Source organism: Gilliamella sp. ESL0250 (genome assembly GCF_013345045.1).
GTDB lineage: Bacteria > Pseudomonadota > Gammaproteobacteria > Enterobacterales > Orbaceae > Gilliamella > Gilliamella apicola_H.
The window spans coordinates 24,366-38,614 of the sequence record NZ_JAAEDV010000002.1; the positions used below are offsets into that span (position 1 = coordinate 24,366).

Consider the following 14,249-nt stretch of genomic DNA (forward strand, 5'->3'; position numbering starts at 1 on the left):
TAAACCACTTAAAAAGCAAAGCGGATTATATTATACTGTTTATCCATTTATTATTTGCTAACGGATTTATAAGTTAAAGGAAACTTGAGATGCAACAATTACAAACTATTATTGAAGCAGCATTTGAACGTCGTGCTGAAATTACACCATCAAATGTGGATACGGTTACACGTGATGCGATTAACCAATGCATTGCCTTATTAGATAGCGGTAAAATGCGTGTCGCTGAAAAAATCAATGGGGACTGGGTGACTCATCAATGGTTAAAAAAGGCTGTTCTGCTCTCTTTCCGTATTAACGAAAACCAACTGATCAATGGGGGGCCGACTAATTATTATGACAAAGTGCCATTAAAATTTGCTGAATATGATGAAGCAAGATTCCAACAAGAAGGTTTCCGTGTTGTTCCGTCTGCTATTGCGCGTAAAGGTGCTTATGTTGCTCGTAATACTGTATTAATGCCATCTTATGTCAATATTGGTGCTTATGTTGATGAGGGGACTATGGTTGATACATGGGTAACTGTTGGTTCTTGTGCGCAAATTGGTAAAAATGTCCATCTATCAGGGGGGGTTGGTATTGGTGGTGTTTTAGAGCCATTACAAGCTAATCCAACCATCATTGAAGATAACTGTTTTATCGGTGCTCGCAGTGAAATTGTTGAGGGTGTGATTGTTGAAGAAGGCAGCGTCATTTCAATGGGCGTATTTATTGGTCAAAGCACTAAAATTTACGATAGAGCGACAGGCGAAGTGCATTATGGTCGTGTGCCTGCTGGTTCAGTTGTCGTTTCTGGTAATTTACCAACTAAAGATGGTAAATATAGTTTGTATTGTGCAGTCATTGTTAAAAAAGTTGATGCCAAAACTTTAGGTAAAGTGGGTATTAACGAATTACTTCGAACGATTGATTAATTGCAATCCATAAGTATAAAGTTAAATGCTGCCTAAATTATTAGGCAGCAAATGCATCTCACTTGTTTTAGTAAATTTATTTATGTTTTATAACCGTTAGAAGAGGAAAATTTATGCCTTCTTTTGATATCGTGTCAGAAATCCAAATGCCTGAAGTTAAAAATAGTGTTGAAAATGCAACTCGAGAGCTAACAACCCGTTGGGATTTTAAAAATGTTGAAGCATCGTTTGAATTAAATGAAAAAAATGAAACGATTAAAGCAACCAGCCAATCTGATTTCCAAGTGCAACAATTACTTGATATCCTACGCGACAAGTTAGCCAAACGAGGTATTGATGGTGGTGCACTTGAGATCCCTGAAGAAATGGAGCATAGCGGTAAACTTTATAGTGTTACGGTTAAACTCAAGCAGGGTATTGATAAAGAGTTAGCTAAAAAAATTGTAAAGAGCATCAAAGACAGCAAAATTAAAGTGCAAGCTCAAGTGCAAGGCGAACAAGTTCGAGTTACAGGTAAATCACGCGATGATTTACAAGCGACTATGGCGTTAGTTAAAAATGGCGAATTCGGTCAACCGTTTCAGTTTACTAATTTTAGAGACTAATTTGTTATGCGTTAATATTGCCGATAAATGTCGGCAATATTATCCTTTAACAATTATCATTTATCTTTTGGGTATGGGTGTTTATCCAATAACTGCTATGCTGCCTTAAACGTAAATGTAAGTAGCGTAAAGAATGAGATTTTTTTTTATGAATACGTTATGCTATTTACTTGTCTATCCTCTTAATTATAACAATATTTATTATGATAAAAAAATTAGCGCTATTTTTATTTTTTCTTGTTTTTTCTGGATACTTATTTGCACAAAATCCTAATATCGAAATAAAAAAAGAAAAGGAAGTTCAAAACGTTCACGACATTAAGGATGTCAAAGATGCTAAAAACGTAAAGGATGAAAAGAAAACCTTTATTGATAATCTATTATCAAAAATGACGCTCCAAGAAAAAGCGGGACAATTACGTTTGATTAGCGTTGGTGGTGATCTAACATTAGATAAAGTGCTTGATCAAATCGAAGCTGGTGAAATTGGTGGTATTTTTAATACTGTTGTCGAACCTGACCTTTTTCGAATGCAAGAACGTGCTTTAAAATCTCCCAATAAAATCCCACTGTTTTTTGGCTTTGATATCATTCATGGTCATCGAACTGTGTTTCCGATTAATTTAGGTATTGCATCAACTTGGGATCGTGGCGCGATAGCAAAAGCGGCTGAAGTTTCAGCCGAGGAAGCGACATCGGACGGATTAAATATTACTTGGGCTCCTATGGTTGATATTACACGTGATCCAAGATGGGGGCGAGTGTCAGAAGGATTTGGTGAAGATCCTTATTTAACATCAGAAGCTGGGCGCATTTTTGTTCAAAAGATGCAAAAGCAATCGCTTGCCGATAAAAAATCACTGGTTACTGCTGTAAAACATTTTGCGCTTTATGGTGCGGTTGAAGGTGGGCGTGAATATAACAGCACCGATATGAGTGAACGTAAAATGTTTCAAGAATATCTAGTGCCTTATAAAGCGGCAATTGATGCTGGAAGTCGTGCAGTCATGGTTTCACTTGTGAGCGTTAATGGTATTCCTGCAACTGCTAATCATTGGTTATTAACCGAGGTGTTGCGCAATCAGTGGCATTTTGATGGCGTTGTAGTCAGTGATCATGGTGCTATTCGTGAGCTGATTAATCATGGAGTGGCAAGTGATCCAAAAGATGCTGTTCGAGTTGCCATTAAAGCTGGCATTGATATGAGTATGAATGATGAATATTTCTTACAATTTTTGCCTGAATTGGTTAAAGAAGGTGCTATTACAGAAGATGAAGTCAATCAAGCATGTCGCCGTATTCTGGAGCTTAAATATGATATGGGGTTATTTAGTGATCCTAATCGTAATTTAGACCCAAAATTAGATATTGATACAATGTTTGCTGATAATCGATTGCATCGTGAAGAAGCCCGTGATGTGGCGCGTCGTAGTATTGTGTTATTAAAAAATGAAAATGAGATTTTACCTCTAGCTAAAAATAAGAAAATTGCGGTGGTTGGTCCATTAGCTGATTCCAAACGTGATATTTTGGGCAGTTGGGCGGGTGCTGGACGCGCTAATTTGGCGGTAACGCCATTAGAAGGTATTAAAAGCGCAGTTAAGAATACAAAATCAGTTAATTACGCCTTTGGTGCCAACCTTTCTGATGATGCAAATTTATATCGATTTTTAAATTTATATGGCGAAACAGCTAAGTTTGATAATAGACCGGCGGATAAAATGATTGCTGAAGCGGTTAAAATAGCCCAAAAATCTGATGTTATCATTGCCTTTGTTGGCGAGGCCGAAGGTATGGCGCATGAATCATCAAGCCGAACTGATCTTTCTTTACCTGCAAGTCAAAAACGCTTGCTTAAAGCGCTCAAAGCAACAGGTAAGCCTTTAGTTATTGCATTAATGAATGGTCGTCCATTAACGTTATCTGAAGAATATGCTCAAGCAGATGCTATGCTTGAAACTTGGTTTTTAGGCACTGAAGGTGGTAATGCTATTGCCGATGTGTTATTTGGTGATTATAACCCCTCTGGGAAGTTGCCAATGTCTTTTCCTGATAATGTCGGTCAAATCCCTGTTTATTACAGCCATTTAAACACAGGGCGTCCACGCGGTACTGAAAATATGGGTAAATATACGACCTCGTATTTTGATAGTCCAAACGAACCATTATTCCCATTCGGTTTTGGTTTAAGTTATACCAACTTTGCGATGGACTTTTCTTTATCTAGTACTGAAATGAACAAAGAGGGTGAAATTGTTGTTACAGTTAATGTCGAAAATATTGGTAAGAAAGAAGGCATGCAAACTGTTCAGCTCTATTTGCAAGATGTTACAGCGTCAGTTAGTCGTCCTGTTAAAGAATTGATTGGTTTTGAAAATATTACCTTAAAACCGCAATCAAAAGGCGAAGTAAAATTTGTTATTAAATATGATATGTTGAAATTCTGGAATGACAAAATGCAATATGTTGCAGAACCTGGCAAATTTAATGTGTTTATTGGTTCCGATTCAACAACACAAGATAAGAAAACTTTCACTTTACTTGATAAATAAATTTTAATTTTCCGTCGGCATTGGTCGACGGTTTTATTATGTGATCAGTATTATGTTTGAATTTGATCTTGTTCTACAGCTTCTTCAACAAATGTGTGTTTATTTAGTGATTGCTTATTTACTAAGTAAAACGCCGATCGTTATTCCCCTTATGCAAGTGACAGTACATTTGCCTCATAAATTAGTTTGTTATTGCATCTTTTCGTTATTTTGTATTATGGGCAGTTATTTTGGTTTGCATATTGAAGATACCATCGCCAATACGCGAGCCATTGGCGCTATCTTAGGTGGTTTACTTGGCGGACCAGTAGTAGGGCTTTTAGTGGGTGTCACCGGTGGGCTGCATCGATATACTTTAGGCGGTATCACCGCTGATAGTTGTATGTTATCCACTATTTTAATTGGGTTGATTAGTGGATTACTGCATTATTTGCTGATGAAAAGGGGGAGAGTCGATCTTATCTATAACCCGCTTTTAGTCGGTATACTAGGTTTGTTGGTTGAATCACTCGAAATGATTTTAGTATTAATAATTTCGCGGCCTTTTGATGTGGTATTGCATGCCGTCAGAAGTATTGCAGCGCCAATGATTGTTGCAAATAGCATTGGTGCTGCGATGTTTATGCGGATTTTGCTTGATAGACGGGCGATTTTTGAGCGTTATACTTCGGCCTTTTCAGCCAAAGCATTAAAAATCGCAGTCAGTACTGAAGGTTTATTGCGTGATGGTTTTAATCAACAAAATAGTACTAAAGTGGCCGAAATTATTTATCAAGAACTCGATATTGGCGCTGTTGCCATTACCGATAGGGAAAAGATATTGGCTTTTATAGGTGTTGGTGATGATCATCATTTACCAGGAACACTAATCACATCTAATAGTACCTTAGAAGCGATTGAAAAAAATGAAGTACAATACCTAGATGGGGTTCATGAGCCTTATCAATGCTCAATAAATAAAAGTTGTCGTTTAGGTTCAACACTCGTTATTCCGCTGAGAGGAGAAAACAATACGGTTGTAGGTACAATTAAGCTTTATGAGGCAAAAAATACGTTGTTTAGTTCCATCAATCGAACCCTTGGTGAAGGTATTGCCAGTTTATTATCTGCACAGATTTTAGCTGGGCAAAATGAGCACTATAAGCAACTGTTATCTAAAACTGAAATTAAACTGTTGCATGCGCAAGTTAATCCCCACTTTTTATTTAATGCCTTAAATACGTTACTGGCTGTTATTCGTCGAGATAAAACACAAGCATCGCAACTCGTGCAAAACTTATCTACTTTTTTCCGAAAAAATTTAAAGCGAACCGAAGAAATCGTCACTCTAAAAGATGAAATAGAACACGTTAATGCTTACCTACAAATCGAAAAAATGCGGTTTATGGATCAGTTAACGATTAATATCGATATCCCCTCTGAATTAGAATATATAAAACTACCTGCTTTTACGTTACAACCTATTGTTGAAAACGCTATTAAACATGGTACATCCCAGTTGCTTGATAGCGGCAATGTAACAATTTTTGCGTATAAGCAGGATCAATTGTTAGTTTTAGAAGTGATTGATAATGCAGGTCATTACCGCGAACATAAAAAAGACACTAAAGGTTTAGGGCTTAATTTAGTCGATAAGCGAATTAAGATTCGTTATGGCGAAAAATATGGTATAAAGATCGCGTGTAAACCCGATGAGTATACTAAAGTAATGCTAATATTACCTTTGCAAGAGGATATAAGTATACAATGTTAAACGTTATTATTGTTGATGATGAATTACCAGCCCGCGAAAATCTACGCTGCTTGCTAGAAACTGATCCCCAAATTTGTATTGTTGCTGAATGTAATAATGCCATGGAAGCGATTCGTGAGATTCATCGACTTCAACCAGATGTCGTATTTTTAGATATCCAAATGCCCAAAATAAACGGTATTGAAATGCTATCGATGCTTGATCCTGAAACTATGCCAAGAATTGTATTTTTAACTGCTTATGGCGAATTTGCGATTAAAGCTTTTGAAGAACAAGCATTTGATTATTTACTTAAACCCATAGAGCAAGAAAGGTTAAATAAAACATTGTATCGTCTGCATAATCATTGTTTTTCGGGAAATATTAATCAATTAGACGGTGTCAATCAAAAGCTAAAATATATTCCATGTGTTGGACATAACCGAATTTATTTATTAAATCTTGAGGATGTCTTTTATATTGCCTCGAAAATAAGTGGTATTTATGTATTTAATCAAACAAATAATGAGTATTTAACAGAATTAACTTTAAAAACACTTGAAGATAAAACAAGCCTTGTTCGGTGTCATCGTCAATATCTAATTAATCTAAAAAAACTTAAAGAAATTCGTTTTAATCAAGCTGGTGGTGTTGATGTTATTCTTATTAATGATGTTTCTGTACCAGTTAGTCGTCGTTACTTAAAATCACTTAAAGAGATATTAGGATTGTAATAATTCAGATAGTTATTTGCTTTATAGCTAATTTCTTTTACCGCTAACTCGCTAATTTTAACCACTTATCTCCTAAATCTAACCTATAACCTAAATACTATTATCATTCTTAAAAGTAAAAATTTACTATAGGCTTGAACATAAAAGACCTTTAGCAGGTACTTAATGCCTTAAAGCTATATAAAAATGAACCATCTATTGATAATGATAACATGCTAGTTTTTAATTTATCGTAAGCCACTAGGTTTGTAGCAATATGCGTTATGGCATTAAGTATCAAACTAATTAATCTATAAATCACAAAGAGAATCATTATGAATAATAAAGTATGTAAACATATTCCATGGTTTATCTTAGCTTTAGTTGGTGCATGCTGCTTAGCAGTTATAGCACTACGGCGAGGTGAACACATTAGTGCACTTTGGATTGTTGCGGCGGCGGTTTCAATTTATCTGGTCGCATATCGATATTATAGCCTGTATATTGCTAATCGAGTGATGCAATTAGATCCGACTCGTGCAACCCCTGCAGTCATTAATAATGATGGTTTAAATTATGTCCCAACAAATAAATATGTATTATTTGGACATCATTTTGCGGCAATTGCAGGTGCTGGTCCTTTAGTCGGTCCAGTACTTGCGGCACAAGTTGGTTATTTACCTGGTACACTTTGGCTACTTGCTGGTGTGGTTTTTGCCGGTGCGGTGCAAGACTTTATGGTGCTTTTTTTATCTTCCCGCCGTAATGGTTCATCTTTAGGTGAAATGATCAAAGGAGAAATGGGACTAATACCGGGGACCATTGCACTATTTGGTTGCTTCTTAATTATGTTGATTATTTTAGCTGTATTGGCGCTGATCGTTGTTAAAGCTTTGGCTGAAAGTCCATGGGGCGTCTTTACTGTTTGTTCAACCGTGCCGATTGCTCTATTTATGGGGATCTATATGCGATTTATTCGGCCAGGTCGAGTAGCAGAAGTATCGATCATCGGCATTGTGCTACTTGTTTTATCTATCTGGTTTGGTGGGGTTATTGCACATGATGCTTATTGGGGACCGGCTTTAACCTTCAAAGCAACGACTATCACTTATGTATTGGTTGGTTATGCATTAGTTTCTGCAATGTTACCTGTATGGTTAATTTTAGCTCCACGTGATTATTTAGCCACATTTCTAAAAATTGGGGTGATTGTAGGTTTAGCTATTGGTATTGTTATTTTAAACCCTGATTTAAAAATGCCAGCAATTACACAATATGTTGATGGTACAGGACCAGTTTGGAAAGGTGCATTATTCCCATTCTTATTTATTACCATCGCTTGTGGCGCAGTTTCTGGTTTCCACGCATTAATTTCATCAGGTACAACGCCGAAATTACTAGCCAATGAAAACGATGCGCGTTTTATTGGTTATGGTGCAATGTTGATGGAATCATTTGTTGCAATGATGGCTTTAGTTGCCGCCTCAATTATTGAGCCTGGCCTTTATTTTGCAATGAATACGCCACCTGCGGCGTTAGGCGTTACTATGCCAGATCTACATCGACTTGGTACTGAAGATGCACCAATGATTATGGCTCAATTACAAGAGGTAACAGCCCATGCTGCGGCAACAGTAAGTACTTGGGGATTTGTTATTTCGCCTGAGCAAATTATCCAAACCGCAAAAGACATTGGTGAACCATCAGTCTTAAACCGTGCCGGCGGAGCACCAACATTAGCGGTCGGTATTGCGCACGTGTTCCACCAAATTTTACCCGGTGCAAATATGGGTTTTTGGTACCATTTTGGTATTTTATTTGAAGCGCTATTTATTTTAACTGCCCTTGATGCAGGGACTCGATCTGGTCGCTTTATGCTACAAGATTTATTGGGTAATTTTGTGCCATTTTTGAAAAAAACAGATTCACTTGTTGCCGGCTTTATTGGCACAATTGGTTGTGTTGGTTTATGGGGCTACTTACTTTATCAAGGTGTTGTCGACCCACTAGGCGGGGTTAAGAGCTTATGGCCACTATTTGGTATCTCTAATCAAATGCTAGCGGCGGTTGCGTTAGTTTTAGCAACAGTTGTATTAATCAAAATGAAACGTGCTCAATATGTTTGGGTAACGATCATTCCAGCTATATGGCTTTTAATTTGTACAACGTGGGCATTAGCATTGAAGTTATTTAGTCAAGATCCTCAATTAGAAGGCTTCTTTTATTTAGCGAATGAATATAATCGTCGCATTGCAGAAGGAAGCGATTTAACCGCGCAACAAATCGATAATATGCACCACATTGTTATTAATAACTATACCAATGCTGGCTTAAGTATCTTATTCCTATTGGTTGTTTACGGTATTATTTTCTTTGGTATTAAAACGGCACTAAAAGTACGTAATAATAAACACAGAACAGATAAAGAAACGGCTTATGTGCCAATTCCTGAGGGCGGTATAAAAACATCGATGTCGCACTAGGTTTTAACTAATAGGGTGCTGAGTTAGTTCAGCATCTTATTATTTTTATCAACTTTTAATCAAATTCTCGCTTGCCCAACAATATTAATATTGTTGGGCAATTTTATAAACAATACTTTGTTTTAACAGTAAATATCTCACAATTATCTTTATAATGTAACTTAACCAAAAGGTGAATATTAAAAATGTGAAAAAAATCGCATTATTACTTTTGCTTATTTATTAAAATAAAAAATCGTGTCATTTTTATAGGAGATAAAGATGCCCATTACCAAAAAATTATTTTTATTTTGTAACATTTTAGTGTTAAGTTGTTCATTTCAAGCTCTGGCTAAAGAAATTAATATATCCATTTTAGCTACCTCCGATGTTCACGGTCGAATGGTACCTTGGAATTATGGTACAGATAAAACTGATACTTCGGGTTCTTATGCACAAATCTCATCTTTTATTAAAGAGTATCGCAATGCCCATTCTAATGTTATTTTGGTTGATGCGGGGGATATTATTCAAGATAACCAAATCGAACGTTTTTACGATGTTAAAAAACACCCTGCCATGATGGCTCTAAATGCAATGAACTATGACATTATGGTCTTAGGTAATCATGAATTTAATTTTGGGATGCCAGTTGTTGATAAAATTATTTCGCAGTTCAATGGTAAAACGCTAGCCGCCAATATTTTTTACAAAAATTCAGGAAAGCCTTACCTTCCGGCGTCAACGATTATTGAAAAAGAGGGCGTTAAAATTGGGTTTATTGGTGCCACTACGCCATTCGTACCTGAATATGAAAATAAAACAGGTTATGTTGAACAGATGGAATTTACAATGCCTATTCCAGAAATTAAAAAGCAGGTTGACCAACTAAAACAACAATCTGTTGATGCAATTGTTCTAATTGCTCACATGGGATTAGAGAATGAAAATAATAAACCCGGTACTGGTGTTGCCGATATAGCAAAACAAGTGCCGGATATCGATGTAATTATTGCAGGGCATAATCACCAAAATATTAGTGAAGAAGTAATTAATAATGTTGTAATTACTGAACCTCATCGTTATGGCACAGTGGTGTCGGTTGTGGATCTAACTTTTGATATTCAAGCAGATAGAAAAACGCTAGAGCATAAAAAATCAGAAACTTTGCCGATTAAAACCTACCCTGCCGATCCCGTAATTGAAGAAATATATGCACCGTATCACCAACAGCTAAGAGAAATTTCAAATCAAGTTATTGGTGAAACCGATAGTGATTTAGTTCCACAACAATTGATTCATGGTATTCCCGCTGTTTATTTAGAAGAGTCAGGATTAACTAATTTATTGAACTCAGTGCAACTTTATTATAGCGGTGCTGATGTGACATCGGTATTAGTTGATAATAAAAAAGCTATACTCAATAAGGGGAAAATAGCACGTAAAGATATTGCCAATAATTATCAATACACAGCTGGCGAAACGAGTATTTTTGAAGTTACCGGTAGAGATCTAAAGGATTATATGGAATGGTCTGCGGCTTATTTTGCTCAAGTAAAACCGACGGATAATAATTACCAATATGATCCTATTCGCGGCGCATCAAAATATATGACTTATGATATGTTTGGTGGTGTAAAGTATATCATTGATCTAAGACAACCTGTTGGGCAAAGAATTAAAGACTTAACTTTACTTAATGGTAAACCTGTTACTGATGATATGAAAATTAAACTTGGTATGAATGCTTACCGCTATGAAATGCTGGTTAAAAAAGGAGGACCATTAGAAGGACGCAGAGTTGAACCAATTTGGAACTCTCGTACTGCTTTTGGTGACGAAGACGGTACTATACGTAATATGACAATAAAATATATAATCGAAGTGAAAAAAGGAAAAATTACTGATGAGTCTAATCATAATTGGAAAGTCATCGGCATTGAACCTTAATACTCATTATTCGTTAATTTATAATTATAAGTAATCAGCCAATAAGTAAATTGGCTGATTACTTATGCAGGATAATTACTATGCAAAATGATATTACTTTTTATCAACGTTTTAAGTCCGATATTTTAGCTGGTTTAAAAGTTATTACTATCCGTGATAATAAAGAGTCACATTTTAAAGCTGGCGATAAGCTTCGTGTTGGTACTTTTGAAACTGACGAGTATTTTTGCACTATAAAAATAATCAGTGTTACACCAGTTACTCTTGACCAGTTAACGGAAGAACACGCAAAACAAGAAAACATGACGTTAAGCGATTTGAAAAAGGTGATTTCTGATATTTATCCATATGAAGATCATTTTTTTGTGATTCGTTTTTTGCTTTTGTAGTCATAAAAAATACGTGTTTTGAACACGTATTTTTATTCTTGATGAGAGCACAATAACATTAATTCAATGTCATTAGCTATTCAAGGGCTGTACGTTTAAGATTAAACCGTCAACAGAGATAACTTCAACACGTTGACCGACATTAAGATTTTGATCGCATCTTGCTGACCATGTTCCGTCTTTGATTTTTACACGGCCAGAACCATTAACAATAGCATCAGTGACAACCGTTTTAATACCAATCAAATCTTGTTGTGGTTGATTAATTTCGCCTTTAGGTGATTTATCTTTTCCTTGTTTTTTAAGCCAGAGCCACCAAAGGTAAGCAGATGCAAGGGTTAGTATTGCAAATAAAATCCATAAAATTGGCCAAGAAAGCGATAAAACACAAGCAATTAAACCTACAATAATGGCTGCAATTCCACTCCAAAGTCCGTATCCGCCAGTGCCTAGTAGTTCAGCAATTAGCAAAATTCCACCTAAAGCGATAAACACCCAATGAGGGGAACTATAAAAAGTCATAAAAAAATCAGTCATCATCAATTACCTTTAAAATCCATTCAGTAAAAATCTTAAACATAGCGTTTATAGATTTTGTCAAAAAGTTTCAGGAAACACTATGTTTAAGTATAAAATTTGATTTTTTATTTCGTGTTTTTAATTAATTCAGCAATACCACCAATGCTACCCATTAAACTTGACGCATCAAGTGGCATCATAATCACTTTACTATTATCAGATGAGCCAATTTGTTGTAGCGCTTCAGTATATTTTTGCGCAACAAAGTAGTTAATCGCATTAATATTACCCGCAGCAATAGCATCAGATACCATTTGAGTTGCTCTTGCTTCTGCTTCGGCAGCACGTTCGCGCGCTTCGGCTTGTAAAAATGCAGCTTGTTTTTCACCTTCAGCTTTTAATATTTCAGATTGTTTTTCACCTTCTGAACGTAAAATTGCTGCTTGGCGAACACCTTCCGCCTCAAGAATTTCAGCACGTTTATTACGTTCAGCTTTCATTTGCGCGTTCATTGCAGCAATTAATTCTGCTGGTGGGCGAACGTCTCGAATTTCAATGCGGGTAATTTTGATTCCCCATGGGCTTGTTGCGTCATCGACAATATTTAGCAACTTTGAGTTAATATGATCACGTTGTGATAACATTTCATCCAATTCCATGCTACCTAAAACCGTACGGATATTAGTCATCATTAAATTAATCACAGCACGTTCTAGTTGATTTACTTGATATGCCGCTCTTGCTGCTTCTTGTACTTGAATAAAACACACCGCATCAATTTGCACGTTGGCATTATCTTTTGAAATAACTTCTTGTGATGGAATATCAAGTACCTGTTCCATCATATTAATCTTACGACCAACACCATCCATAAATGGAATAATAATATTTAAACCAGGTTCAAGCGTATGCGTATATTTACCAAAACGCTCAATGGTATATTGGTAACCTTGAGGAACAATCGTAATGCCTTTTAAGACAGTAATTAAAGCAAGTAAAACAATAACACCAATGACGATATAAAATACAGGCATAGTTCAAAAATCCTTATAATTTTTTATAATAAAAATGTTTAGTTATTCTAAGCATAATTTCAATATTTGACTAGTTATAACTGATTTTTATAATAAAATTTATTATTTATCTATTTCATTGGTTTTTTGTACCATAATGCTAATACTCTTTTATAAGTTCTTACACATACAACAGGATATGTTTTGTAATTATATAAATTTATGTTGTATATAATTATAAAATTATTAGAATTATCATGCTCTAATTTTGTTCATTAATTATCAGATCATTTACTGAAAAAATTAGATTCTTCGCCTAATATCTACTAATAATGACTAGAATATTATTTAACTTTATGGAAAATTTTAATTTTATTTAAATAGGAGAGAAAATGAAAGCTTTAAAGGCTGTTGTATTCGTATTAACAACTACCTTAATTTTAGTTGGTTGTGATAAAAAAAATGAAGAGTACTTTTTAAATAACATAGATGCAGCTAATAAAAAAATGGAACAATGTAATAAGGATTTTAAAAAAGCATTTATGGCAAATGATGAAAAAGGTATCAAAAAAGTAGAAGAAGATACAGAATGCCGTGCTGCGGAGACTGCAATTAAAAAAGATAAAAAATTAAAATACGAATTAGAAAAGAAACGAAAAGAAGAAGAAAAAAAACAAGCAATAGAATCAGAGATGTCCACTATTAATAAACAACTTATGGGTTTGTCATGGAATGATTCTGTTAATGAATATTTAAAGGTTGAAGAATGTCAGAATAGATTAACATTCACGCAAAGAGAAAACCCCAAATGTGAAGCGTGGAAAACGATTTATAATGAAAAAGTAGATGAGGGTATAAAAGAGTTAAAACAACTATCTTTTGATGAGCTAAAGCTAAAAATGCAGTCTCTTTGTAAATTAGATAAAAGAACAAATTCTAATTGTAGTATTGCTCAAAAAGCATTAGAAGAAAAAGCCGCTGATGAATTAACTAATGCTGATATTCAGACAATTGAAGCAAAAAAATCTCTATATTGTGCAGACGATATAGCGCAATTATCCGTTTGTAGAAGTAGTTGGGAAAAGGCTTGGAAAAATGAAAGCGACAAATTTGTAAAGTTATATATAGAAAATAATGCAGAATTTATTAATACTTATAATTCATGTGTTAATAAGCTACAAGAAATTAAATCTCAAGAGTTGGATTGGCAGGAAAAAAATAAATTAGAACTTTCAATTAAAGATGGCTATCCTTGCAGTCAAGTTAAAGAGGCTTACTTGAAAAGAGGAATGGGATATTCTAGGTTCGATAAAAAAATTGAAGAATAGCTGATTCTATATTCTTTTTCAGTTTAATTTTTAAGAGAATCACGAATTATTGCTTTTTAAATGCGTGAATGC

11 protein-coding genes are annotated in these 14,249 nt (G+C 35.1%); 9 read left to right on the plus strand and 2 right to left on the minus strand.

From position 1 onward, the window contains the following. Positions 1-89: 89 nt before the first annotated feature. The 8 genes from dapD to yqfB all read left to right on the plus strand — a co-directional run bounded on the left by dapD (position 90) and on the right by yqfB (position 11,317). Positions 90-914 carry a 2,3,4,5-tetrahydropyridine-2,6-dicarboxylate N-succinyltransferase gene (gene dapD, locus GYY69_RS01925; RefSeq protein ID WP_174796177.1) on the plus strand — a complete coding sequence of 275 codons (825 nt, stop codon included), beginning with the start codon at positions 90-92 and terminating at the stop codon, positions 912-914. Between the two features lie 113 nt (positions 915-1,027). Continuing rightward, entirely contained in the window at positions 1,028-1,519 is a 492-nt protein-coding gene (locus GYY69_RS01930; RefSeq protein ID WP_174796178.1) for a YajQ family cyclic di-GMP-binding protein, read from the plus strand. 203 nt (positions 1,520-1,722) lie between these two features. After that, complete coding sequence (bglX, locus tag GYY69_RS01935; protein ID WP_174796179.1) at positions 1,723-4,071, plus strand: beta-glucosidase BglX; 2,349 nt, start codon at positions 1,723-1,725, stop codon at positions 4,069-4,071. A 52-nt stretch (positions 4,072-4,123) separates the two neighbouring features. Beyond that, complete coding sequence (locus GYY69_RS01940; RefSeq protein WP_174796180.1) at positions 4,124-5,824, plus strand: sensor histidine kinase; 1,701 nt, start codon at positions 4,124-4,126, stop codon at positions 5,822-5,824. After that, a complete protein-coding gene (btsR, locus tag GYY69_RS01945; protein ID WP_174796181.1) occupies positions 5,818-6,537 on the plus strand; it encodes a two-component system response regulator BtsR in 720 nt (239 codons plus the stop codon). Before GYY69_RS01940 ends, btsR begins: the two co-directional genes overlap by 7 nt. Before the next feature lie 314 nt (positions 6,538-6,851). After that, positions 6,852-8,999 carry a carbon starvation CstA family protein gene (locus GYY69_RS01950; RefSeq protein ID WP_194240583.1) on the plus strand — a complete coding sequence of 716 codons (2,148 nt, stop codon included), beginning with the start codon at positions 6,852-6,854 and terminating at the stop codon, positions 8,997-8,999. A gap of 261 nt (positions 9,000-9,260) precedes the next feature. Further along, entirely contained in the window at positions 9,261-10,928 is a 1,668-nt protein-coding gene (locus GYY69_RS01955; protein ID WP_174796182.1) for a bifunctional metallophosphatase/5'-nucleotidase, read from the plus strand. Between the two features lie 80 nt (positions 10,929-11,008). Continuing rightward, a complete protein-coding gene (gene yqfB, locus GYY69_RS01960) occupies positions 11,009-11,317 on the plus strand; it encodes a N(4)-acetylcytidine aminohydrolase (RefSeq protein ID WP_174796183.1) in 309 nt (102 codons plus the stop codon). Between the two features lie 72 nt (positions 11,318-11,389). Here the strand turns inward: yqfB and GYY69_RS01965 are convergent, their stop codons facing one another. Further along, complete coding sequence (locus GYY69_RS01965; protein ID WP_174796184.1) at positions 11,390-11,854, minus strand: NfeD family protein; 465 nt, start codon at positions 11,852-11,854, stop codon at positions 11,390-11,392. 107 nt (positions 11,855-11,961) lie between these two features. Further along, entirely contained in the window at positions 11,962-12,870 is a 909-nt protein-coding gene (locus GYY69_RS01970) for an SPFH domain-containing protein (protein ID WP_065638123.1), read from the minus strand. Between the two features lie 371 nt (positions 12,871-13,241). Here GYY69_RS01970 and GYY69_RS01975 point away from each other — a divergent pair, with 371 nt between their 5' ends. Next, on the plus strand, positions 13,242-14,177 hold the full coding sequence (locus GYY69_RS01975; protein WP_174796185.1) for a hypothetical protein: 936 nt from the start codon (positions 13,242-13,244) through the stop codon (positions 14,175-14,177). The last annotated feature ends 72 nt before the right edge of the window (positions 14,178-14,249 follow it).